The organism is Edaphobacter aggregans DSM 19364 (genome assembly GCF_000745965.1).
Taxonomy (GTDB): domain Bacteria; phylum Acidobacteriota; class Terriglobia; order Terriglobales; family Acidobacteriaceae; genus Edaphobacter; species Edaphobacter aggregans.
Window position 1 is genome coordinate 26885 of sequence record NZ_JQKI01000046.1, and the last position, 25236, is coordinate 52120.

19 protein-coding genes are annotated in these 25236 nt (G+C 55.5%); 12 read left to right on the plus strand and 7 right to left on the minus strand.

Annotation, left to right across the window (positions count from 1 at the left end; all coding sequences use genetic code 11):
- The 4 genes from Q363_RS17545 to Q363_RS17560 form a co-directional block, all read left to right on the plus strand.
- Positions 1-1581 (plus strand): glycosyltransferase (locus tag Q363_RS17545; RefSeq protein ID WP_035352691.1); only part of this gene is annotated, 1581 nt, incomplete at its 5' end.
- Positions 1578-2606 carry a glycoside hydrolase family 130 protein gene (locus Q363_RS17550; RefSeq protein WP_035352644.1) on the plus strand — a complete coding sequence of 343 codons (1029 nt, stop codon included), beginning with the start codon at positions 1578-1580 and terminating at the stop codon, positions 2604-2606. The genes Q363_RS17545 and Q363_RS17550, both read left to right, overlap by 4 nt.
- 292 nt (positions 2607-2898) lie before the next feature.
- Positions 2899-3270 carry a hypothetical protein gene (locus Q363_RS17555; protein ID WP_035352647.1) on the plus strand — a complete coding sequence of 124 codons (372 nt, stop codon included), beginning with the start codon at positions 2899-2901 and terminating at the stop codon, positions 3268-3270.
- 468 nt (positions 3271-3738) lie between these two features.
- Complete coding sequence (locus Q363_RS17560) at positions 3739-4674, plus strand: IS110 family transposase (RefSeq protein ID WP_035352650.1); 936 nt, start codon at positions 3739-3741, stop codon at positions 4672-4674.
- A gap of 265 nt (positions 4675-4939) precedes the next feature.
- Here Q363_RS17560 and Q363_RS17565 read toward each other — a convergent pair whose 3' ends face one another.
- Positions 4940-6211 carry an MFS transporter gene (locus tag Q363_RS17565; protein WP_051978924.1) on the minus strand — a complete coding sequence of 424 codons (1272 nt, stop codon included), beginning with the start codon at positions 6209-6211 and terminating at the stop codon, positions 4940-4942.
- A gap of 252 nt (positions 6212-6463) precedes the next feature.
- Between Q363_RS17565 and Q363_RS17575 the strand changes: the two genes are divergently transcribed.
- From Q363_RS17575 to Q363_RS17610, 8 genes are all read left to right on the plus strand, one after another.
- Positions 6464-7393, plus strand: a complete 930-nt coding sequence (locus Q363_RS17575) for a chromate resistance protein ChrB domain-containing protein (RefSeq protein WP_084080483.1) — start codon at positions 6464-6466, stop codon at positions 7391-7393.
- 114 nt (positions 7394-7507) lie between these two features.
- The gene (locus Q363_RS17580) at positions 7508-8320 is read left to right on the plus strand and encodes a DUF1259 domain-containing protein (protein ID WP_051978925.1); all 813 of its coding nucleotides are present in this window, start codon (positions 7508-7510) and stop codon (positions 8318-8320) included.
- Positions 8321-8397: 77 nt separating this feature from the next.
- Positions 8398-9384: a YncE family protein gene (locus tag Q363_RS17585; protein WP_035352662.1), complete on the plus strand. Its 987-nt coding sequence runs from the start codon at positions 8398-8400 to the stop codon at positions 9382-9384.
- A 20-nt stretch (positions 9385-9404) separates the two neighbouring features.
- Positions 9405-10403, plus strand: a complete 999-nt coding sequence (locus Q363_RS17590) for a YncE family protein (RefSeq protein ID WP_035352665.1) — start codon at positions 9405-9407, stop codon at positions 10401-10403.
- A 194-nt stretch (positions 10404-10597) separates the two neighbouring features.
- The gene (locus Q363_RS17595) at positions 10598-10954 is read left to right on the plus strand and encodes a hypothetical protein (RefSeq protein WP_035352668.1); all 357 of its coding nucleotides are present in this window, start codon (positions 10598-10600) and stop codon (positions 10952-10954) included.
- Between the two features lie 98 nt (positions 10955-11052).
- Positions 11053-12276 carry a TolC family protein gene (locus Q363_RS17600; RefSeq protein WP_084080484.1) on the plus strand — a complete coding sequence of 408 codons (1224 nt, stop codon included), beginning with the start codon at positions 11053-11055 and terminating at the stop codon, positions 12274-12276.
- Positions 12273-13484, plus strand: coding sequence for an efflux RND transporter periplasmic adaptor subunit (locus Q363_RS17605; protein ID WP_035352674.1), 1212 nt, complete (start codon positions 12273-12275; stop codon positions 13482-13484). The genes Q363_RS17600 and Q363_RS17605 overlap by 4 nt, the downstream gene beginning before the upstream one ends.
- A 2-nt stretch (positions 13485-13486) precedes the next feature.
- Complete coding sequence (locus Q363_RS17610; RefSeq protein ID WP_035352677.1) at positions 13487-16597, plus strand: efflux RND transporter permease subunit; 3111 nt, start codon at positions 13487-13489, stop codon at positions 16595-16597.
- An 819-nt stretch (positions 16598-17416) separates the two neighbouring features.
- Here the strand turns inward: Q363_RS17610 and Q363_RS36245 are convergent.
- The 6 genes from Q363_RS36245 to Q363_RS17635 all read right to left on the minus strand — a co-directional run.
- Positions 17417-20194, minus strand: a complete 2778-nt coding sequence (locus Q363_RS36245; RefSeq protein WP_169747029.1) for an ATP-binding protein — start codon at positions 20192-20194, stop codon at positions 17417-17419.
- An 807-nt stretch (positions 20195-21001) separates the two neighbouring features.
- Positions 21002-22414 (minus strand): MFS transporter, encoded by a 1413-nt coding sequence (locus Q363_RS17620; RefSeq protein ID WP_051978927.1) that lies wholly within the window; start codon positions 22412-22414, stop codon positions 21002-21004.
- 75 nt (positions 22415-22489) lie between these two features.
- Entirely contained in the window at positions 22490-23059 is a 570-nt protein-coding gene (locus Q363_RS17625; protein ID WP_035352679.1) for a hydrolase, read from the minus strand.
- A gap of 154 nt (positions 23060-23213) precedes the next feature.
- Complete coding sequence (locus Q363_RS46405; protein ID WP_157467085.1) at positions 23214-23354, minus strand: ATP-binding protein; 141 nt, start codon at positions 23352-23354, stop codon at positions 23214-23216.
- Positions 23345-24565: a PAS domain-containing sensor histidine kinase gene (locus Q363_RS17630; protein ID WP_281176021.1), complete on the minus strand. Its 1221-nt coding sequence runs from the start codon at positions 24563-24565 to the stop codon at positions 23345-23347. Before Q363_RS17630 ends, Q363_RS46405 begins: the two co-directional genes overlap by 10 nt.
- A 28-nt stretch (positions 24566-24593) precedes the next feature.
- On the minus strand, positions 24594-25236 hold a 643-nt coding region (locus tag Q363_RS17635), incomplete at its 5' end, for an IS5 family transposase (RefSeq protein ID WP_035352700.1).

Consider the following 25236-nt stretch of genomic DNA (forward strand, 5'->3'; position numbering starts at 1 on the left):
CGATCAGAAGGCGAGAAATATAGAGAAGGGCTACAACAGCTGGCCGGTGATCTCGGCGTTTCCTCACACGTGATCTTCAACAATCGCTTCGTAAGTTCCGAAGAGCTAGTGCAGCATGTGGGCGCCGCGGATATCTATATCACCCCCTATCGTCAAGAGGCCCAAGTTGTCTCAGGCACGCTTGCAATCGCTCTCGGGGCTGGGAAAGCGATCATATCTACACCATACTGGCATGCAAAAGAGCTTCTCGCCGACGAGCGTGGGGTCATTGTTCCGTTTGACGATCCGGCTTCAATGGCGAACGCGGTCCTTAGTCTGTTAGACAATGACGCCGAGCGCCATGCGATGCGGAAGCGTGCCTATCTTCATTCACGGGGCACGACGTGGCAAGAAACAGCGCAAGCCTATATGGCAAGCTTTCAGCGTGCGCGTGTTGAACGCATGCTGCGCCCGCGCCCAGCCCTGCAAGATCTGTTCACGCTCAAGGCAACAGACCGCCTACCGAGTCTCAATACGTCCCATCTATCGAACATGACAGATGATACAGGCCTGTTGCAGCATGCTACTTTCTCCATACCTAACTGCAACGAGGGTTACACGACAGATGACAACGCGCGCGCACTCATTGTGACAACACTACTCAACGGATCTCCGCTGACTGGCAGCTGTGAGTTCGCAACCCTGTCCCGCCGATACCTTGCTTTTCTTTGGCTTGCGTTCCATGACAAAACGGCTAGGTTTAGAAATTTTATGGGCTACGACCGGAGATGGCAGGAAGACGTCGGTTCTGAGGACAGTCACGGCCGCGCCTTATGGGCATTGGGAACAGTGCTCGGCAATTCGGAAGATGCGGGTCTTAGGGGGGCAGCAGGAAGACTCTTTGAAGCAGCCGCCTCCGTCACCATGACATTTACCAGTCCTCGCGCATGGGCGTTCTCGGTACTGGGTATGCAAGCGTATCTCGATTGGTTTCCTGGAGACAGAGTCGTTCAGGATTCACGCAATATACTCGCAAATCGATTGCTGGCAGCCTATGAAAACACTCATTCAGAACCATGGCTGTGGTTTGAGAAGAGCCTTTCCTATTCCAACGCCAGATTGTCACAAGCACTGCTCATGGCAGGCTGGCGAAGTGACAATAGGCGAATGATCGAAGCAGGATGCGAGTCTCTTCAATGGCTTGTCGCGGAGCAGCATCGAGGCAATGACATGGTCTTCGTTCCAATAGGCTCCATGGGGTTTGCTGTCGCCGACGGCTGGAAAGCTCGTTTCGATCAGCAACCAATAGAAGCTTGCGCGACAATTTCAGCGTGTGTACTCGCACATCGAATCACCCAAGAGCAGCACTGGATCGAGGAAGCATGGTGTGCCTTTCGCTGGTTTCTCGGGGAGAACGACCTACAAGTTCCACTGTACGACGCTGTAACCGGCGGCTGTAAAGATGGACTTCACCCAGATCGCGTGAATGAAAACCAGGGAGCGGAATCAACGCTTTCGTTTCTGATGGCTCTTCTGGAGATGCAAAACGTGGAAATAGCAAGCATAGAAAACCCGGACCAGGAAATGAGTGTCTCCAATTGAAATCAATTGCCCTTCCGACTGCGTGGCCTGAAGACGCCTTTACCAAACAGCCGCGTTCAAACGTGAGCGAAGAAATCTCTTTGTTCACTCGCCATTCCGCCAATCCCATCCTGAGCCGAAGAGATTGGCCATATCCGATTAATAGCGTTTTCAATGCCGGTGCCGTAAAGCTCCCCGACGGTGACACCTTACTGCTTTGCCGCGTGGAAGACCGGCGAGGTCTGTCGCATCTCTGCGCTGCCCGCTCCGCAAATGGAGTCGATGGATGGCGCATTGATGCTCAACCGACATTGATGGCAAGCCCACGTGAGTTTCCTGAAGAGATATGGGGCATCGAAGATCCGCGAATTACCTATGTCCCGGAGCTGGAACAGTATGCAATTGCTTACACCTCCTTCGCTCGCGGCGGTCCAGGAGTCTCGCTTGCGCTGACGAAAGACTTCAGAAGCTTTGAGAGATATGGCGTTGTCATGCCGCCGGAAGACAAGGACGCTGCTCTTCTCCCCCGAAGAATAGGAGGCTATTGGGCGCTGATTCATCGACCGATGACAACACTCGGTGCGCATATGTGGATCTCGTACTCGCCAGATCTACGGCATTGGGGCAGTCACAAAGTGATGCTCGAGGCACGCCGGGGAGGATGGTGGGATGCCAACAAGATAGGTCTCTGCTCGCCGCCGATTGAGACGGAGAAGGGTTGGTTGGTGATCTATCACGGAGTCCGACATACAGCGTCCGGAAGCATCTATCGCCTGGGGCTTGCTCTCTTCGATCTGGACAGCCCAGATATCTGCCTGCAGCGAGGTGATTCATGGATGTTTGGTCCGGAAGCCCCCTACGAGCGGGGAGGAGATGTTAATGATGTTGTGTTTCCCTGCGGCCAGACCATAGGAGCTGATGGAGACATAATTCACCTCTATTACGGAGCAGGGGACTCCTGTATCGCAATGGCAACCGGCAGCATACGCACTCTTCTTTCGTGGCTGGCTTCAAATTCCAGTTCGGCCGACGAGAACGGCTCTTAGCGCAGCCGTTGCTCAATCGCGAGGAAACAGAATGAATACCTCAAACCTAAACTGGCCTAGCCGATTTCCACGATTACTTTGGTTCCGTCGAGAGTGTCCTCTCTGTAGCTCGATCGAATTTAAGACGGCCGAGTCGGGTGCTATGGATGGTCCGTTGAGTTGGTTTGCACTTTCTCCAATTCGTTGCGTCAACTGTTGGCGAAGATATTACTGGTTTTCCATCAGACGGAAGAAATCAACCGAAGAAGGTCGCGTATGACCGGTAACAATCCACTTCTCGTGAGGAGGCCATATGGAAAATTCCAAATATACTGCCGCCCATACGACGAACGATCTGTTGTTCGATCTCGATCCTGGACGTTCTCGAACTGCACTGAATTACCAAATCGTCGCACAAAGTACAGAGGAAGTGCAGGACATCCAAAATGCCCCTGCCATCAGTATGGGGCAGTACCTGATCGAGTCGGAACAGGTAAAACTCCTTACGACAATCAGCATCTATGCTCAACAAGGTGAAAGCCGAGATCAGGTGCGTTTGCTTTACATGAACGCCGCTGCACTTCTTATATGGAAAGCGATGGGAAGGCAGCCAACACTACTCGGATTCCTTCATCGTCCACCCAAAACAGCCTTGCTGGCATTTGGGGTTCCTTTCAGTGAGTAGCATCTACCTTCTGTTTAGCTTATCTACCGACCGACGAACTGATCAGTGATTTCCTGAAGAAATGCATGCCTGCATGCTGAAATCCTCTTGAACGAAGTTCGTATCAGAACACCCAGCGATCAAGGAGTAGAGCGACCTTGAAAGGGCTGGCGTCGCCCATTCTGCGGCATTTCGCAATTTGCACATTCCAAGAGAATTGGAAGATATCCTTTAGTCGGCAAGACCGTGCACGACCAATACGCGACCACACATGAAAAGTGTCATGTTATTCAAAATAAGCTTTTTATTCAAAAGCCGTAAAAGCCTCCCATCCGGGAGGGCTAATGTTTTATTCATCGTAAGTTATTGATTCTAAATGGTGGCCAGAGACGGGATCGAACCGCCGACGCCGACGCAATATAAGAGGTCGCCCCTTGGATTTAGGCTGTGAGCGTTTGCTGTCTCACCGTCAGAAAGGAGCACTCTTCTATGGAAAGCACAAAGTATATCGGGATGGATGTTCACAAGGACGCGATCTCGATCGCAGTTCTGAATTCTTCCGGCAAGCTGGTGATGGAAAGCATCATCGAAACCAAGGCGAATACGATTCTTGAGTTCGTGCATGGACTGCGCGGGAGCCTATATCTGACGTTTGAAGAAGGCACTTGGGCTGCGTGGTTGTATGACCTGCTGAAGCCGCATGTCACGAAGCTTGTGGTGTGTGATCCACGTCGCAATGACTATCTGAAACAAGGCAGCAAAAGTGACCGAATCGATGCCCGGAAGCTGGCTGAACTGCTGCGCTCGAATCTGCTGCGGCCCGTCTATCACGGCGAGCACGGAGTCCGGCCCTTGAAGGAGCTGGCGCGGAGTTATTTGACCATCACCAAAGACCAGGCGCGTGTCATGACCCGCGTGAAGGCTGTGTATCGAAGCTGGGCTATTCCCTGCACAGGGAAGCAAGTTTATGGACAGCGCCATCGCCTGGAGTGGCTGGGCAAGATCCAGGAGGCCGGCGTGCGCCGCCGGGCAGAGTTCTACTATGTGCAGTTGGACGCTTTGCGCTCGCTCCGCCTAGTAGTGCGGCGCGAGCTATTGCTGGAGAGCAGAAAGCACGGCGCGTCGAAGCTGTTAAGTCAGATTCCGTCGATTGGCCCCATCCGGGCGGCCCTGCTGATCGCACTGCTCCAGACCCCGGACCGCTTTCGCACCAAGCGACAGCTCTGGGCTTACAGCGGGTTGGCGATCGAAACCCACGACAGCGCAGAGAACCAGTACGTTAACGGACAGCTGCAACGGTCCAGGAAGCAGGCATCGATTCGCGGACTCTCCCCAGGTTGTTCCCGTATTGTTCCCGAGGGTCAAAACGCTCTCTGTTTCTCCTGTCTTCCATCAACGGCTTATTGGCCGTACATGATCCGTTAAATTGCCCTGCGGAGTGAGCAAATGTTGAGCCAGCGCCAGACACGATGGCCGAATGACGTGCATTTACTACCTAAGCTGGGATGAGATCGCCCTTTTTTGACACCTCCCGGTATGTTTTTTGGCGACTGCAAATGGACCGTGTGACCAGTGCACGCCACTTTGATAGCAAACGTGTCAGAGTTTCAAAACGTGAACAGCATCTGCAACTCGATCCGTCGATTATCCGCAGACTCCGAAAGCGCAGTGCCGAGTTCGCTGCCACTGATCACCGCAATACCTCTTCGGGTGGTCGGATTGCCACGAATTTCCGATAGAGCAGAAGGTCGTAGGCGATCTTTAGAGCTCCGGCGATGAAGAACGGAACGTTGATCAAACGCGGCTTGGCGAACATGAGGCCAACAAACATCGGTGGAATAGAGGCACCGATTGTTCGCGCCACTCCCGTGATGCCGGCTGCGGCAGATCGCTCTTCGGGACGAACAACTGCCATCGTGTAGGACTGCCTCGTCGGAACATCCATTTGGCTGATGCTGAACCGCAACAGCAAAACCGCGATCGCAAGTCGAAGCGTCGGCATAAGTGGAAGCAAAATCAGCAGAATATTCGAAGGTAGATGAGTGAAGACCATCGTTCTTACGAGCCCAAACCGCAATGCGAGCCGGGAGGCCAACAGCGCGGAAACGCCGGCAAATAAGTTCGCTCCAAAGAAGATCGCACCGAGCGCGGCCGGTTTCACGCCGAAACGTAGGTAGAACCAATAGGCGGCGAAACTTTGAACGATAAAACCGCCACCAAAGGAATCTAGGGCAAACAATCCCGATAGCTTGAGGACGATCTCTCGCGAGTGTCCAATCCCGAGGAGAGTTTTTTTAGCCGCGAGACCTGAAAGGCGATCTTCGGCCGGGCCCACCTCCGTTGCAGATGAGAGCCGCGCGAACACTAGTGTTAACACCATGCCAAGGGCGGCATAAACGATGACAACCGCACGATAGCCTTTGATGGGGTTCGCTCCGCCTGAATCTACCAAGGAGGGGAGCATGCCCCCGCAGAGGGAGCCGATGGCGGTCGCGAATGAGCCGGTCAAGGTATACCAGGCAAATGCCGTCGTCCGCGTTGAGGACGGAACGACATGCGCGAGGGCGGCCTGCTCAATCGATAGAAACGGCCCAACCTCGTTGCCACTTGGACTCACGACTCCGATGGTTCCGGCGATCACAAGGAACAAGAAGTTGCTCGTACAGGCAAAGGCAAGACCGGCGCCGGCCATAAGGAAGGACCCGAGAATGAGCATCCGCCGACGCCCAATGCGGTCCGCCTGGGTTGTGAGAACCAGGGAAACGACCGTATCCCCCAGGAGTATCAAGGTGAGAAGCATTCCGATCCGCGATTCACTGAGTCCAATGCCGGTCAAATAGAAGACGAGAACAACGGACAGCGCGCCGTAAGCAAATAGGCGAGTGAATCGGGTTACAAAGAGGAGCCGAGCATCGTAGCTCGGGCTACGCAATACGCTTTGGCTCCGCACAGCACTCAGCATGCGTTGAACTCTCCCTGTGTGATATGGATCAACGGATAGTCGCCCAACGCAGACTGCACTTCCTCCGTCATGGTCACCGCATTACCAGAGACGGGTGGAGTCTGACTGACGCTGGTTTGTGCAACTATCACCGATATCGTTTCCAAAAAATGCGACCGACCAAAGAATCGCTTGTGCGCAACGGCACCGGATTGCGTGTGCGCGCTGGGCATGCTTCCAAGCTCTACGCAAATACTGTAACATTTACGTGTAATGAATATTACATCACATCGAGAGTCCGCGTCTTGGCTTTTGCTAATCTTCAGCCTACCCGCGAAGAGAACCAGCGAGAGGGTAGGTATATGGAGAAAGCTCCAGAAGTATGGGACACTTGCGTTGCGCAACTCCGGCTATGTGTTGCCGAATACGCCAGCGAACCAGGAGCGGCTCGAGTGGCTGGCTACGGCGATCCGGGGATTCAAGGGAGAAGCCTCTGTGCTTCAAGTCCTGGCAATCGATGACCTCCCGTCCGATGTGCTCAAGGAAAAGTTCCGTGAAGAGCGCAAACCTGACTACACGGCGCTCATCCGGGATGTTCAACAACTCAAACCGTCCACTCAGGGATTCTCTATACAGCTGGCGCGACAGAAACGGCGGTTTGAAGAGATCGTCGAGGTCGACTTTTTCGAGTGTCAGCTCAAGGCGAAGGCTGAAGAAGCCATTTACAAGGCAGAACATCCGGTAACCGCGCAGGAGCGAGTCAGGAAGGGCAGGGTGTCCAAAATGGAATATCAAAGCCGTGCTTGGATCACACGTCCACGGCCAGGAATCGATCGTGTCTCCTCTGCATGGCTTATCAAGCGATTCATTGATCCCAAAGCCTCCTTCCTCTTTGACAACAATCCAACAGTTCTTCCTGAGGCCGTGCCGTTCGATATGTATCAGGCCGGTGGCTTCGGTCATGAGGGCGAGAAATGCACGTTTGAAACTCTTTGTGCCCGTTTCGGTCTCGCGGACAAGAAGGTGCGACTGATCGGGCAGGCTATCCACGATGCCGATCTCGATGATGAGAAATTCGGTCGCACCGAGGGCATCACCATCAATCAGATTCTGAAGGGATGGGGCAAGCAAGGCATCCCCGATGTCGAACTGTTGCGCCGCGGGATGGAGCTGATCGAAGGGCTCTATCATTCGATCGCATAGAAAACGGGGGAAATGATGATAGGACGAAACGTGTTGTCTGCTGCTGCGTGTTTGCTTGTCTGTTGTTGTACGTTTGCACAGACGAAGGATGATTCCACTGCAACATGGAAGCCTGTGGAGGCTGCGCTGGGCCGACCGGGTCAACTACAGCCGGGCGAAGTCTACAAGTTCGCGCTGCCGCGCAAAGACATGAAGATCGTGAAGGATGGCGTGATCGTTGCGCCCGGACTTGCGCTGGGCTCCTGGCTTGCCTTCAAGAAAATGGGAAGCGAGGCGATGGTGATGGGCGACCTTGTTCTGAGCGAAGAAGAGATCGAACCGGTCATGTTGAAGCTTCAGCAGGAGAAGATTGAGCAGAGTTCCATTCATAACCATCTGTTGGGTGAATCGCCGCGGGTGATCTACATGCACATTGAAGGGCATGGCGATCCGGTTGTGTTAGCGCGTTCGCTTGCCGCTGCAATTGCTTTGACGAAGACCCCGCGCCCGCCCCCCGCAACGCCAGCGGCTACGCCGCAGGCCATCGACCTCAATACCGAGCAGGTCGAGCAAGCTCTTGGTTACAGCGGAAAAGTCAGCGGAGGCATCCTGCAATTCTCCGTTCCCCGGATAGAGAAGATTACCGAAGGTGAAATGGAGATTCCACCTGCAATGGGAGTTGCTACCGCTATCAACTTCCAGCCAACGGGCCAAGGCAAGGCTGCGATCTCTGGCGATTTTGTTCTGCTCGCCAGCGAGGTGAATCCAGTGATCCGTGCTTTGCGCACACATGGAATAGACGTGACGGCCATGCACAATCACATGCTGTTTGAGCAGCCGCATCTTTACTTCATGCACTTTTGGGCGAACGACGATGCCGTCAAGTTGGCCCAAGGGCTTCGCGCCGCGCTTGACGAAACAAACTCACAAAAGCCACAAGTCAAGTAGATTCTGGATGAACGATATTCAAGGAAATCGACCTCGCCACCGTCGGTGGGCCAAACATTCTGAGAGGAGGAGCTGAGATGGTAGACCGCGCCTTCATCGCCGCCCTGGGAATGGCAATGTTCTTCTTTCAAGGATCGTTAGAGGAGATCGCGCATATCGAATTGCCCGGCCCGAAAGGTCAACGCTTCGACTATCTCGCCGTAGATGGTGAAGATCACTATCTCCTTTCCGCCCACCTCGGCCCAGGCATTTTGTATGTCATCGATATGCGAACAAACAAATTGGTGAAGGCGATTCCGGGGCTGCCAGGTATCACTGGACTCGAATACGTACCGGGGCTGCACAAGGTGTACACCTCCAACTGGGGCGAAGAGAAGATAGGAGTAGTCGACCTTCGGACGATATCGGTGGTTAAGCGCCTGCCCACAGAATCCAAGCCAAATGGAATCTCCTACGCAGAGCCATTTCGAAAGGTATATGTCGCTAATACACTCGGTAAGGCGGTCAGCATCATTGACGTTGACAAGGACGAGGTTGTAAAGGTTTTGCGATTCGACAGCGAGACCGGCACTCCCGGATACGATGCAGTTGCGAAGAGGATTTACGTGACTCTTCGTTCTACCAACGAAGTGGCGGAGATTGACCCGTCAACCGATCGCATTATTGGCCGGTATCCGGTAGAAGGCTGTCGCTTCGATCACGGAATGGCCATTGATTCAGAGCACCATCGAGCGTTCCTGCTCTGCGGCGCGACTCACAACCTGACCGTATTCGCCCTAGATGACCACAAAGCCATTGCTCATTTCCCGATCCCTACCGGAGCAGATGTTGTGAAGTTCGACACAGGGAATGGGCGGGTATATGCCGCATGTTCGAGTGGCGCCATCTCAATCGTGCAGGAAGACGATCCCCAGCATTTTCGGAAGATTGAAGACGTTCCGGCACAAAAGCTGGTGCACAGCCTTGCCGTGGATCCCTCAACCCATCGCGTGTATGCCCCTGAGCAGGAAGAGAATGGTCAACCAGTAGCGCGCATCGTCGTCTACAAGCCGAGAAGCAAATGAAATGAATTGGAGCGACACAAATGAACCAAACGGCATTTGTCATCCTTCTACTCTCGCTGGCAGCTGTCCCTAGTCATTCGTTAGGGCAATCCGGCGCAAGCGAACCGCTCAAGCTCGAAACCACGATTCCGATGGCCGAAGTCCAGGGACGCATCGATCATCTGTCGATCGATCTGAAGGGTCAGCGGCTGTTTGTGGCAGCTTTAGGAAACAATTCTCTCGAGGTGATCGATCTGCGCGAGAATAAGCGAGTTCATACCATCAACGGCCTGGCAGAGCCTCAGGGTGTCGCTTACATTCCGTCAGCGAATCGCCTCCTCGTAGCGAACGCCAAAGATGGGTCAGTCCGGGCATTCGATGCAGGTTCTTGGAAGATGTTGAAATCGACTTCGTACGGTGATGATGCCGACAACCTCCGCCGTGACTCGAATGGTGACCACACCTGGGTTGGCTACGGCGGAGGCGCTTTGGGGGAATTTGATCAAGAAGGGACGAAAGTCGCAGACATCAAACTGGACGCTCATCCTGAGTCGTTCCAGTTGGAGAAGAATGGATCGAGAGTCTTCGTCAACTTGCCAGGATCCCGGAAGGTCGCTGTCGTGGACCGTAAGACGCGAACGGTAGTGGAATCGTGGAGCACGGGAGGGCCGCTAGCCAACTATCCAATGGCCTTGGACGAGCGGGACCATCGGTTATTCGTAGTAACCCGGCTTCCCGCGCGGCTCATCGTACTGGATACGGATCAAGGTAAGCGGGTTGCGACTCTGCCTGCCATTGGGGACTGCGACGATGTCTTTTATGACGAACGGCGTCACCGGATCTATGCAATCGGAGGAGAAGGCGGGATTTCGGTGTTCCAACAGCGTGATGCCGACCACTATGACGAGCTTGGCCGAATCAAGACGGTCAGCGGAGCGCGGACAGGTTACTTCTCGGCGGAGTTCGACAAGCTGTATGTTGCCGTAAGGAAACATGAATCCCAGCTTGCGGAGATTCGCATATACGCCCCGATGCCGTAAACGCGATTACATGCGTTGCGATTCGCCAACGATAGTGCAGAGTTCCGGTGCTAACGCTACTGGCGATAACGAACAACTATTGTGTCGATGTAGAATCCCAGATAAACCCAATATTCCCGGGCCAGTAAACACCGAGCAAGTTACCTGTCTTGCCGGTTGAACGGTACTATATGGGGGTGCGATCTTGCATTTCCATGCTGATGAACTTGGTGCTGGCGCTTACGTTCCTGCAAGCGCCGTTTCTGCATGTTCATGAGCACGAGAGCACCGAGAACCACTCGCACAAGTTCTTCCACACTCACTTTCCGCACCATAACCTCTCGGCCTCCAAGTCGGCGACGTTTCGCGGTCTTGATCCTGACGATGACGCTGTATTTCAGCAGTGGTTTTCGGCGACAATCAACGATCTCTCTACTCCAGTCGTCATCCTGACTTCGGTCTACACCGTTGTCCCTGTACGGTCATCGGAGCCATTTTTTGAGCCAAACATCCTGGGCGGTCATGATCCACCACGTAGGTCCCGTTCCTCCCCGCGTTCCCCTCCCGTCTAGTCCTGCCTCGCTGCTGCGCCCCTGGCGGTTGGCGCCTATTCCATCTGCTGCCGTTTTCCCCTTGCGGCTTTTAGCGATGTTTTTGCAGGACTTACCGCATGAATCGATTGCTATTGTCTCTGTTTGCAGGATTGCTCCTATGCGCAAGGCTCTGTCACGGACAGACAGTTCTCTCAGCCCAGGACGCGGTCAGCTACGCACTTGCACACCGTCCCGAACTGCGGGCCGCGAACGATCGGGTAACGGCATCGGAGCGGCTGCGCGCACAGGCTGGTCTGATCCCCAATCCGCGGTTTCTCTTCCGTAAAGAAGACCTTCGCCCGCAAACCTCTCCTTTTGGAGAGAGCTCGCAAACGTACTGGGAGGGCGAACAGCGATTGGAGACCTCTGGCAAGCGGGGAGGCCGCATTGCTGTCGCGCAGCAGAGTACGGAAGAGAGCCGCCTGCAGTCCGACCTAGCGCGTCGTCAGATCGTGCTGAACGTGCGCGAAAGCTACTGGAAGGCGAAGGCCGCACAGTCTCTCGCTGCCCTGTACGCACAAGATGCGGACTACTTCCGACAGGTGATCGAATATCACGAGGTTCGTTTCCGCGAAGGCAAGATCGCGGAGGTGGACCTGCTGCGGGTGCGTCTACAAGGGGAGCAGATCCGCGCTTCGGCGGCAAATGCAAGGCTCGACTCCGAGAAGACACTTTTGATGCTGGCTCAGGAGATGAACGCAGCGCCTAATAGTTCCTGGGTACTCTCTGAGGATTTTGAGACGCTGGAAGATCCAAAGCCAGTCCCAGCGGGGGCGGATGCCGTATCTCTGCGCGCCGAAGGGCAACTTGCCCGGCAGGCCATCACCAAAGCGGAAGCGCAGACGCGGCTTGAGAAGGCAAACGGCAGGCCCGACTTGCTCTTCACGGGTGGCTATAAGCGAGATGTGGACATCGATTCGCCGGTAGCTGGAGTTCAGTTTGATATTCCGCTCTTCAATCGGAATCAAGGAGCAGTCGCGGCGGCCCATGCGGAAGAAGACGCCGCGCGCGAGACTTACCAGGCGACGCGAAATCGGCTCTCAGCCGAGCTGGCGTTAGCGCAGCGGGAATTCGAGATGCGCCGGGAACAATATCTTCAGACATTCAAGCCACTACGGGAACAAGCAATCGAGATTTCGAATATCAGCCGGGCCGCGTATCAGGCTGGAGGGCTGGACTTGCTACGCCTGCTCGATGCGGAGCGCGCGCGTGTGGATGCAGAGCTAAGCTATGTCCGCGCATTGGAGGGCTTTCATCTCAGTGTCGCCGCACTCAACTATGCGGAAGGAGTGGATCAGTGAAAATCACAAAAAGAGCCGCGTGCGCATGTGCGCTGGCGTGCTGCCTTGTCAGCGGTTGCCGTCATGCGCAAGATGATACGAAGCATGATGCTAGTGCCACAGGCGAAAGTAAAAGCTCTTCGAATGAAGTAACCCTATCGTCCCAGGCGCAGGCGGAACAGAAGATTGAGGTTGCCCCTGTCGAACTAGGCACCGCCGCAGCGACCCAACGGGCGAAGGGCCGGATTGCGCTTCCGGACAATGCAACATGGCGCGTGGGCGTTCTTGCTGAGGGTAGGGTTGAAAGGGTCTATTTCAATCTCGGCGACCCGGTGAAAAAGGGCCAGGTCCTTGCTCGTATGCACAGTCACGATGTGCACGAGGCTCGGGCGGCTTACGCCAACGCCGTAGCAGAACGTTCCCGCCTGCAGGCAGCCGAGGCTCTGACGCAGAAGAATTACGACCGCAGTCAACGACTCTACGCGCTCAAGGCCGAATCAGTTTCCCAAACCGAAACGGCAAAGCAGGAACTTGTAAACGCTCAAAGCGCAACCCGCGAAGCGGATAATATTGTGCGCCGCGAAGCGACCCACCTGGAAGAGACCCTTGGTTTGCGAGCTGACGCCCCTGCCGGCAGTTCCGATGATACGGACCTGATTCCAATCAAGGCTCCGGCGAGTGGTCGGATTCTGCAGAAGAATGTCACCCCCGGAGCGACAATTTCGACTTCGACGGATGCCTTCGTGATCGGGGATCTCAGTCGATTGTGGATGCTCGCCTCAGTGGATGCTGCGACGCTCTCCAGGTTACATCCTGGGCAGACAGCGACGGTTACACTGCCGGATGTGCCAGAGGCGAACTATACCGGAAAGATCACGAACCTGGGTCAAGAGTTCGATCCGATGACGAGGCTCATGCAGGTACGCATCGAGATCAGGAATCCCGACAATCGCCTTCGCCCTGAGATGCTGGCGACCGCGGAGTTCACCGCGGGAGACGGTATTCCCGTTGTTCTTGTCCCGCAGGAGGCCATTCAACAAGTGAACGGTGAGGATGTTGTTTTTGTTCGCGTGGCTTCGGACCGGTTCAGAGTGCAGGCAGTGCAACTGGGGGAAAACATACGCGGCAAGGTACGTATCCTTCAGGGATTAAAACCGGGCGAGCAGGTCATCACCCACGGAAGTTTCATCGCGAAGTCACAGCTTCTCAAATCCTCGATCGGAGACTAGACATGTTGAATCGCATCATCGACGTCGCCCTCTCTGCACGCTGGATCGTGCTGATGCTTGTCATCGCACTTGTTGCGGCAGGTGGATACGCCCTTTACACCATGCCCGTTGAGGCATTTCCCGACCTCACCAACAATCAGGTGACGGTCGTGACCGAAGCTCCCTCCATGCCACCGACTGAGGTCGAGCAGCTCGTCACGTATCCCGTCGAGCAGGCGATGATGGGGATGCCGAAGCAGCAGGAGGTTCGCTCACTTTCGAAGCTTGGCCTTTCTATCATCACCGTTGTTTTCGACGATTCTGTGTCGATGTACTTCGCGCGACAGATGGTCAACGAACGCTTACAGCAGGTGACCGCCCAGTTGCCCAGAGGCATTCAGCCGCAGTTGGGGCTTCCCGCAACTGCCTTCGGCGAACTTTACCAGTACACTCTCAGCGGTCCCATGACCCCAATGGAACTCAAGGATCTGCAGGAGTGGCAGATCAAGCGGCAGCTTCGTACCGTGCCGGGCGTAAGCGAAATCAATAATTGGGGCGGAGAGGTCAAACAATATCAGATCATCGTCGATCCCGCCTTGCTGACGCAGTACGGCCTGACATTGCGGGATGTCGCGCAGCGCGTTGGTGAGAACAACGCGAACTTTGGCGGCGGCTACATCGAACACAACGACGAGCAATATACACTGCGGGGCGAGGGACGTTCACAGAGCGCCGAGGACATCGGGAACATCGTTCTGCTTTCAAGCCGCGGTGTTCCGGTCTTGTTGAGCGATGTCGCTAAAGTGGGTATCGGGCCTGCGCCCCGCCTGGGTGCCGTACTGCGCAATGGCGAGACCATCTCCGGCATGGTCATCATGCTGAAGGGCGAAAATGGCAAGCGCGTCATTGCCGCGGTAAAGGAAAAAATCAAGAACATGCGTCTACCCGCAGGCGTTAAGATCGTTCCTTTTTACGATCAGTCAACGGTGATCGACGGCACCATTCGCACCGTCAAAAAGAACCTCTTCGAGGGTTTCGTCCTCGTTACGGTCGTTCTTTTCCTCTTTCTCGGCAATGTGCGCGCCGCATTGATCACTGCCTCCATTATTCCGTTGGCTATGCTCATCAGCTTCATCAACATGCGGGTCTTCGGATTCAGCGCGAACCTGATGAGCCTGGGTGCGATCGACTTTGGCATGATCGTCGATGGCGCAGTGGTCATGATGGAAAACTCTATCCATCGTCTTGAGGAACGTCGGGATGGTGAATCCGGGTTTGTCGCCGTTCACCGGGCTGCCCATGACGTCGCCCGGCCTATGACATTCGGCGTTGTCATCATCATCGCCGTCTATCTGCCTATCTTCTTCCTGCAGGGACTCGAAGGTCGTATGTTCCGGCCTATGGCCTTCACCGTCTGCTCCGCGCTCTTCGGTTCGCTCCTGCTGGCGCTCATTGCCATTCCGGTATTTACCTCCTTCACCTTCGGCAAAGGGCTGCCGGCGAAGAGTACACGGACCTCCGCAGGATGGATGGAAAGGCTTGCCGACCGCTACCAGCGTTTGCTCGCCACCGTCATCCGCAACCGCAAAGCGACGGTTGCGGTTGCGCTCCTCATCCTCGTTGTGGCTCTCTGGTCGCTCACCGTAATTGGCACTGAGTTCATGCCGCAACTTGACGAAGGCTCGATTCTGGTAGAGACGCGCAAGCTGCCCGGCATCTCTCTCACGGACTCAGTCGAGATCAGCAAGCGCATCGAGCAGAAACTCCGAGCGTTTCCGGAGATCGCCGATGTCGTGATCAAGATTGGACGCCCGGACTTCGCGACAGAAGCGATGGGTATCAACGAAGGCGATACCTACCTTCTGTTGCGTCCGATGAACGAGTGGCATCGCTTCCATAGCAAAGAAGATTTGATTGACGCAGTCGACAAGGAACTCGCAAAGATCCCCGGTCTCAACTACAACTTCACGCAGCCGATGGCTATGCGCGTCGATGAGACGGTCTCGGGGGTGAAGGCAGACCTCGCCATCAAGATCTTCGGCGACGACTTCGGCACCCTCGATTCGCTCTCACAGCAAGTTCTCCGCGGCGTCTCCAGCGTGCGCGGAGCAGCGGATGCACAGATTCAACTCACCTCCGGCGTGCCTGATCTCACTATTCGCGTCGACCGTGGCGCTCTGGCTCGCTATGGCCTGAATGTCTCTGACGTAGAACAGGCTGTGGAGGCTGGCGCTTCCGGGGCAGTCATATCGCAATTGATCGATGGCCAGAAACGATACGACATTGCGATGCGTCTGCCTGACTCCTACCGCGCGAATCCTCAGACTATGCAAGACATCACATTGCGCGCTCCGGGAGGGGCACAGGTCAAGCTGGCGCAAGTAGCGAAAGTGCGGGTGGTGCGCGCGGCGGTCGAGATTGACCGTGAGGAGGGCCAGCGGCGCATGGTCGTCATGACGAATGTGCGTGGACGTGACCTTGGCAGCTTCGTCAAAGAGGTAAAGGCAACTATTGCACGCCAGGTGAGGCTGCCCGCGGGCTATTCCATTGAGTTTGGCGGCCAGTTTGAGAATCAAGAACGTGCAACCCGGCGTCTGATGATCATCATTCCGGTCGTCATCTTTCTGATCTATATCTTGCTCTATCTCACCTTCAAGTCCTTCAAGCAAGCGCTGCTGGTGGTCGGCAATATCCCATTCGCTCTCGTCGGCGGCATCGCGGCACTTTGGCTTCGAGGCATGAACCTGAACCTATCGGCATCTGTCGGCTTCATCGCCCTGTTTGGAGTCGCCATGTTGAATGGAGTAGTCCTGGTCAGCTCGATCAATCAGGTGCGCGAGACCGGACAAACGACTTATGATGCGGTGCTTGCGGGAGCACGCCGTCGCCTTCGTCCGGTGCTGATGACTGCTTGTGTTGCGAGCTTTGGTTTCATCCCTATGGCACTCTCGACCTCCACGGGTGCCGAGGTCCAGCGACCCCTTGCGAGTGTGGTGATCGGCGGACTTTTCACCTCAACACTGTTGACTCTGCTGCTCCTGCCCGTTCTCTATGAATGGATCTTCGAGAAAGAGCGTCCTACGAAAGTGGAACAGGATGGCGACGGAGTGGGGGAACACCGTGCAACCGCATAGGCGAATTTTTGGCGGACGCGGTGTCCATCACCAGCACTAGCTCATGTCGTGGCGATCGACTCCGCAAGCGGCCTCCTTGGGACGCGTAGCAGTCGTTCGCACATATAATCACGCTTCATTATGTTCCTGCATTGTTCTCGTGGTTAAATTCGCAATTTATGGACCGAACTAGTCTTTTCGAATCAGGAGGTTACGACTTCCCAATGAGCGACGCCAGCCTTTTTGCGGCTACGACTCGTACTTGTCGATAAGTAAAAGAAAATAAGCATGTTAGAAGAAATAAGAAAAGCCTCCGCATGTTCGGAGGCTTTTGGTCAATTCTTGTAAGTTATTGATTCTAAATGGTGGCCAGAGACGGGATCGAACCGCCGACGCCGGCCTTTTCAGGGCCGCCTAGCAAGCTAACTAAGTGTTCTGGAATCAGCGGATATCATTGAGATGATTAGCGTTGTGGCCTCCTCCTTTTAGGATGGTTTAGGACCATTTGGGATGGTTTCGACCGTACGATGGTCGTGTATTGGTCGTGTGACCCAGACGCTGAGATTCTGCAACATTCAATAGAATGAACCGCTCCGCAAAATGGATGGCCACTGAATAGGGCCACACACTCAGCACTATGATGCCATCAGTGATGGATGAGCGTCATGAAGAAATCCGCAGCGAATCAATTAGTAGCGATCACTTATCCGAGAAGCCGGTTATACATCCAAGTGGATCCAACCGCGTTCGTAAACACTAGCCAACAATCTTGGTACCAATGGGCTTTCGATGAGTGACTCGGCGATTCAGCCTCAACTAGGTATCCTCATACGTGTCACTTCATCGTCTATTTCGCGATCCACGCTTTGCCGCAGACACTTCCATAACTGCGGTGGGCAGAGTGAAATGAAACGTCGCGCCTCGTCCGTCGTGGGATGTGGCCCACAAACGGCCGTTATGCGATTCCACGATTGAATGGCTGATCGCCAGCCCCATCCCGCTGCCTTGTGGTTTCGTGGTGAAGAAGGCATTGAAGATCTCGTCCGCTCTGACGGCCGGCAAGCCTACTCCGGTGTCGCTGACTGAGATCAGCACTTGACCGCACTCGCCTCGTCTCGTCTTGACCGTGAGCACTCCGCCGGTCTGCTTCATTGCCTCGATACCATTGAGCATGAGGTTCATCAGTACCTGCTGCAGTTGCACTCGGTCCGCCGTGATTTTGGGAAGATCGGCGGCAAGGTCTGTGTGAATCGAAACGGCATACTCGTTGGCTTCGCCCCGCAGCAGCAGGACCATTTCGCCGATGATTTCGTTCACGGCGACCGACTCTCGCTGTGGAGGAGTCTTTTTATACAACGACCGCAAATGATCGATGATGTCGGCTGCACGCTTCTCGTCCTTCACGATCGCTTCTGCTGCCCGGCGCGCCCCGTCCAGGTCCGGCTGGTCGCGGTTCAGCCATCGCAGGCTGGCCTGCGCATTGGCCATGGCCGCGGCAATCGGCTGCTTTAACTCGTGAGAGATTGAGGCAGCCAATTCCCCGAGCATGCTGACCCGATTGGTGTGTGCAAGGTCTGCCTGCAGCTGTTCCGCACGCTTGCGATCTTGAATGTCGGTCGCCGTACCGTACCATCTCACGACCTTTCCTCGCTTGTCCCGCAGCGGCACGTTGCGGCTCAAAAACCACCGATACTCCCCGTCGGTGCGGCGGAAGCGCAGCTCCTCTTCGACCGGCTCACCACTGGCAATGCTCGAGGCCAGTCGTTGCTCAATTCGATCCAGATCGTCGGGATGAATAGCAGCTTTCCTGATTTCCTTCGGATTTTCCACCTGCGACAACCCGGTATACTCAACCCAGCGTCGATTCAAAAATTGAATGACATCATCGGGTCCACCGATCCACGCCAACGCCGGAATGGTCTCAAAGGCTTCGCGAAAGTTTCTTTCCTCCCGCCGCAATTGTTGCACTCGGAGTTGATGCAGCCCCCAAAGGAATGCCAGAAGCGCAGCCACGTACAACGAGCGGAACCAGGTGGTCTGGTAGAAAGCCGGTCGTATGGTGAAAGCCATGCTTGCGGGTGCGCCGGACCAGGCGCCGTTCGTATCTGACGCCTCAACGCTGAAATGATAGGAACCGGGAGGAAGGTTGCGATAGGTAACGGGAGTGGCCGCCGCCGCTTCGTGCCAGTCCTTGTCTGTTTCCTGCAGCTTGTAGCGAAATCGGATGGCCTCGGGATCGGTGAGGCTCACTGCGGTGTAGTTAACCTGCACGCTCGATGTGTGGGCGGGAAATGAGAGACGAGGATCGGGCGCGTAGAATTTGTCGTCGGCAGAGACAGACTGGATGGTGATCGGAGCCGGCACTGTCCGTTTTTCAGAGTGAGCTGCTGGATCGAGCCACACCACTCCGTTGCGCAACGCGAACCACAATCGCCCATCGGCGCCCTCGATGGCGGTTGGAAACGGACGCAACTGGGTGGCAAGCCCTGAAAGTCCCTCGCGTATGCCGAAGTGCTCGCCCTTTACCCGATACGCGGACTCTTTCAAAGCTTCGGAGATCTCCGCCTTACGGATATGGAAGATCCCAGAAATCGCGTTGAGCCATAAATCTCCCCCGGGTGTTTCCACGATTCCAGAGATTCCGCGCAGCCATTGGTCATCCACAGCGGCGATCTTGTGGAAGCGTCCCTGGTCAAATTGCTCCAGCCCAAATTCACCCCCGACCCAAATCTTTGATCCTCGTCCATAGATCGCCGTGATATTGCCCACCTGAAGATCATCGCTCGGGCCGAATCGACGGACCCGATCGCTATCCACAACTGCCAGCTGACTGTTCGTATAGCCGAACCAGACGCGACCCAAGCTATCGGTAAATTCAAACAATATAGCTTTCTTAGGGAGGTCGTCGCGGCCACCGTAAGGTGTCCAAATGCCATCGGCCAACCGGTACAAACCGTGGCGGCCGAAGGAGACCCATATTCCTCCTTGTTGATCCCCGGTAATCGTCTGCAGGAATTCAAATTGGTTCACCAGTTCCGGGGGAAGGTTCACGCGAACGAAATCGTCTCCGACAAGATGCCAAAGACAATGTTCCCCGGAGAACCAGAACGTCTTGTCAGGTGCGCGGTAGGCGAATGACGATGTCACCTCCGGGAGACGACGCTCGGCTTTGCCGCCCAGGACATGATAAAGGTCCGCATTGAACCTATTGCCAAGACTGCCGAAACTGATCCATACCGCCCCATTGTCATCAGCAACCAAGGCGAGTTTCGAACTCCCCGATGTTTCTTTCGGGAATTCCTGTCTGATCAACGGGGTGTAGAAGAATCGATGTATGCCCCTGGTGTCTCCAAACCAGATATTTCCTTCACGATCCACCAGCCCTGCCATCTGAAAAGGGTTGATGTTGTAGGTTTCAGAAATAGCTGTGGACGCATTGTTCCGGACATCACGCAGGCTGTCTTTTGGAAGGCGCATCAGGACGGGCTTATCCCAGGGTGAGATCCAAACACTGTTGTTTCGATCAAGAAGGGAGTCTTTGAGCACCGGGTAGGCAGCCGGCTTCTTATCAGAATCGTCGCTCGAGTCGAACATCGGCGGGGCTGCAGGGTCGGTCATGACGGCTCGATCCGCATCCAACGTGAACCCTGGGACTGACAGATTTCTCTCAGCTATTTTGAAGTGTCTGGTCCCGGGCAGGACGTAGATGAGGTCCTTCGGAGTCTCCCAACTGCCCGCCAAAGCCCACAGTATTCCCTCTGAATCAAATCCAACCTCTGCAACGGGTCCGGCCGGAGCGTTCCACTCAACCCCGATATGCTGCCACCCCGAATGATCGAATCTCCATAGACCACTGGATGCGCCTGCCCATACGATTCCATTCCGATCCTGGGCAAAACGGTAAACACTTCCAATCCCGGTCGCATAATTGGTCACTCGTCCCTTATCCAGGAAACTGAAGCCTCCGAACGTGTAGCCGATCCAGAGGCCACCAGATGGCGGTGCGAACAAGGAGTACAGGTTGGTCGAGAGGAGCCGATCGCCAAACGGCGAGCTGAATGGTTCGAATCGCGTTCCATCAAAGCGAAATAATCCATTGGGGCCGCCCAGCCATAGGAACCCGTCATTGGTCTGCGCTAAACACGCCACGTCTGCGGGCGCTCCCTCTTTGAAGGTCCAGGAGTCGTGACCCACCTGCACGTTCGCTGATGGCGGTGTTTGCCCAAACAACGAGGATGGACACTGAACAAAGGTAACGATCATTAAGACAAGAAGCCAGCACAGCTGCGAGGATGTGACACGGATTGAGTGTGCTGAGCGTTCGCAATCTCCGACGGGAACAAAGGACCGCGCTCGTTGGTGTGTTTTCCACGAAGTACCCATAGATACATCTTCTATTAGGCGACCGGATGTAATTTCGGGCGATTAGCCGATGTGACCGCGCGGAAGCGTTCGGTCGACGATAGTTCCGACGAGAAGAACTGCGCTCAGCACTCCCATGACTATAGCGAGACGATGCAGGCCGTGGTCGGTCGCGTGCTGACCGTACATGAGACCGAGAAGACTGGTTGAGGTAATCGCGCCGATATAAGTCGCCGTTCGTTGCAAACCGGAGGCTGTGCCGATCTCGTCCACCGGCGCCTGGATATAGACCGCTGCCTGGGTTGCGGTGGATGCTAGACCAGTCGGCAGGCCGAAGAGCATGACGGCCGCAGCGATCATCCACACAGGTGTCTCGTGGTTGATCAGGAACAGGCACAAGCAGCCGATCAGGGCTGCTGCGGTGCTCACGATGAAGGGGGTTCGGATTCCCTTGGTGCGCGCGCCCGCGAGCGACGCCATAACGGCTAGGAGGGACATCGGCAGTGTGACGAGGCCCGCTTTGGAACTGCTGAAACCAGCTCCGGCTTCAAGCCATTGAGCAAAGCCGTACAGAATGCAATAAACGATCAGCAGGATCGCGCCAATACGCAGATAAGTCACAGTCAGAGGGCGGTTGCGGACCAGCATGCGCACATCGATGAATGGCTGCTTGCGGCGCAAGGAGTGGATAACCAGTGCAACACCGAAAACGGCGGCGACGGCCAATACCAACCACGTAGGATGGTTGAGATTCATGAGGAACAACATCAGGCTGAACAGGAAGGCCGCGAAGAGTGCGATGCCAATCAGATCGAGTTCCTCCAGCAGGAGCACAAAGTTGCCGGCGGGCTGCTCATCTTTGGGAACCCACAGAAGAACGAGGAGGATGGTGAGCAGGGAGAGGGGAAGGTTCACCGTGAAGATCGAGTGCCACCCGAAGTATCCGGTCAGAACTCCGCCAAGCACAGGCCCGATGGCTGTCGTCGCGGTCCCGGCAAACGACATAAAGCCCATGGCGACACGCGGCGGGTCCGCACCAATACGGTCCGCCTGCGTGCGGAAAATGCGCATCGCAGACGGATAGGCCCCCGAGGTTCCTATTCCGAGCAGAACACGGACTGCGATCAGCATGCCTAATGACGAAGCGATTGCGCCCGCGATGCCAGCGAGCGTCACGACACAGAGCGAGAAAAGGTAAACCCGGCGCGGGCCAAACAGATCCGCCAGGCGCCCCATCGTGGGCTGGGCAATGGCGCTGGTTAGATAGAGGCCCGCGATGAGCCATCCGGTCTGAGCGACGCTCGCGTGATAGTCCCTCGCGATCGCCACAAGCGCCGTTGAAATCATCGTCGAATTGATAGGATTCAGCGTTGATCCGAGCGCGAGCGGCGTGACGAAACGAAAGCCGAAGTGTGCGCAATGCCTTGAAGAAGACTCCTTCGTCTGCTCGACGTCGGTAGCCAGATCGAGGCTCACGAGGCCTCCAAACGCCGGATCAATTCGACGGTGGAAACGAGGGATGCATACCCCCTTCCGATTTCACTGGACACCTTAAGCAAGGGCGGCGATGACCTCATCGGTCTTCCTTACCCTCGCCAGACGTGGAAAGGTCTTCTCGAAGGCGAAGCGGTGCTGATCAGCGTCCTGCGCAGAGCAGGCGTCTTCGACAACCACAAAGGCGAAGCCGAATCCGGTGCCCTGGCGGGCGGTGGATTCGACGCCGACGTTACTGGAGATGCCGGTGAGGACAACTGTGTCGACGCCGCGGCTCTTGAGCTGTTGCTCAAGGTCTGTACCGGCAAAGGCGCCCCAGTGGCGCTTCGTGATGAGGATGTCGTTGGGTTGGAAACCCGCGGAAGCGGCGATCTCCGAGGCTACAGCGGGTATTGGCTTATCACCCATGTTGTGCGGCTCGTCGACTGGAAACTTTAGCAAATCGTTCAGGTCGACGCGAACATATACAACCGGTGCGCCGTTGGCGCGGAAGGCTTCGGCGAGTTTTTTTGAGTTTTCAACGATCTGAGCGGCGGGATGGGGCGCAGTATTCATGCCGACGATAGCATTCTGCAGGTCAATGATGACGAGAGCGGTTTTTTTTGAGTCGAGATTCAATGAATTCAACGTAGCTCCAAAAATCGAGGATACACTCGACTTTCATTTAAAAATACGAGAGTACCCTCGACTTTGTCAAATTCTGTACGGGGGAAGTCGCAACGATGACTGCTATCGCCGAACCAAGGAGATCTCGGCGCTCAACTGCTGGTCAGCTCTCGAGCTACGCACTCGTCGCGCGCCGCACATCTGCGACGGGAATTTTAACGCTGAACTTGGCTCCATAGTCTGGATTGTTCTCAGCCCATAATTGCCCGTCGTGCCCTTCAATAATGGATCGGGAAACGGCCAGACCTATCCCCATTCCTTTTCTTTGGTAGTTACGAAGGCGTCAAAAATATTCTCAGTGTCCTTCAGGCCTGGTCCACTGTCTATGACTTCGATCAGAACCTCGCCTTCGTTGACGAGGCTGGCTCTTATCATGAGATGAGCCGGCCGGGCATTGCTTTCCATCGCCTCGATAGCGTTCGAGATAAGGTTGATCAATACTTCCTGAATTTGAATTTGTTCGACTAAGAGTGGCGGAAGATCACCCGCAATTTGTACATCGATGGGAATTTCAGCTCTGTTCGCGTCTTCATGAACAAATCGTATCGCTTCGCGGATGATCTGCGAAGGCCAGGCGTGCTTCTTCCTGAGCGGTTGCTGTTTGAACAACGCCCGAATGTGCTGCATCCTCTTGTCGGCAACGCGCCCGTCGCACAGCACTCGTTCTATGGAAGTCATTGCTTCACTAAAATTACTTGGACTGCTTGATAGCCAGCGCCGAGCTGCCTGCGCGTTTGCGATTACAGCAGTGAGAGGCTGGTTCAGTTCGTGCGCGATCGATGCGGACAACTCAGCCACGGTGGCGATGCGCGATGCTCGCGCCAGTTTGACACGGGTTTCCCGTAAATGATCCTCCGCTCGCTTTCGCTCGTCGATGTCGATGCCGACCCCAAACCACTGTAGAATCTGCCCCCCTTCGTCACGCAGGGGTTCTGCACGACTCAAATACCAACGATAAATCCCGTCCGCTCGCCGGCATCGATGTTCAACTCCAAAGGGGCTCCCACTTGCAAGTGCCTTCTTAAATTCCTCGACAACGTATTCCCGCTCCTCGGGGTGAATGGTTTCTACCCATCCCCAACCTTGGATCTGATCCAGGGTCATTCCAACGTAGTCACGTGCCTTCCTGTTGGTGAATGTAAGCTTTCCATCAGGCGCGTTCGAAAACAAGATTGAAGGAACCGCGTCCATTATCCTTTGCATCTGCTGCTCAGATTGTTGGAGAGCAAGTTCCGCCGCTTTCTGGGCGGTCGTATCGAGCATGATTCCGTGAAACGCGATGGTCTTTCCGTTGTCATCGCGGATAGCGGCAACGCTGATGTGAAACCATCGGTATTGCCCGTCGGTGCACATAAAGCGATTGACAGTGTCATATCCAACGCTTTCCGTGAGCAATCGATTCCAATGGCTTGAAGCTTCCTCAAAATCATCCGGGTGGATCAGATCGATCCAACCCTTCTGCTGCAGATCCTCTAGCTAGAGGCTGTTAATGACTTCAGTTGAGCAGTTTGAAGATTCTGCTGAGCATAAGGCACGCGAAGGCGAAGTAGTGAAAGGCGGCGAGGGTTTTCGAGAGGCGTTCGTAGTCTCTGGCCAGTCGGCGGAATCGTGCGGCCCAAGCGAAGCTTCTCTCGACGACCCATCGGCGCGGCAGCAGGACGAAGCCGCGTTTGGCCTCCGTGTGCTTGACGACCTCCAGTTGAATGCCGTGCCGGGCGGCCGCGCTGTCAGCGGCTTCTCCGGTGTAGCCCTGGTCGACGTAGGCAAGTTCCACATGGTCTCCGGTGATCTGCTGCACCGCTTCGGCGAGCTTCTCGACCTGGGCGCGGTCCTGCTCGCTGGCGGCGGTGACATGCAAGGCGAGCAGGTTGCCCAGAGTGTCTACCGCAGCGTGCACCTTGGCTCCTTTGCGCCGCTTGGCGCCATCATATCCCGCCCGCGCACCCGACTCCGGCGTGGACTGCAGCGTCCGGCTGTCCACCACCATCGCCGTGGGCTGCGGCTTGCGCTCGGCAAACTCACGCAACAGAGAGCGCAGGTCTTCCACCATGATCTCGAAGCATCCGGCACCGATCCAGCGCCGCGTCTGCTGGTACACCACCGGCCACGGCGGAAGATCGTTCGGTATCATCCGCCAG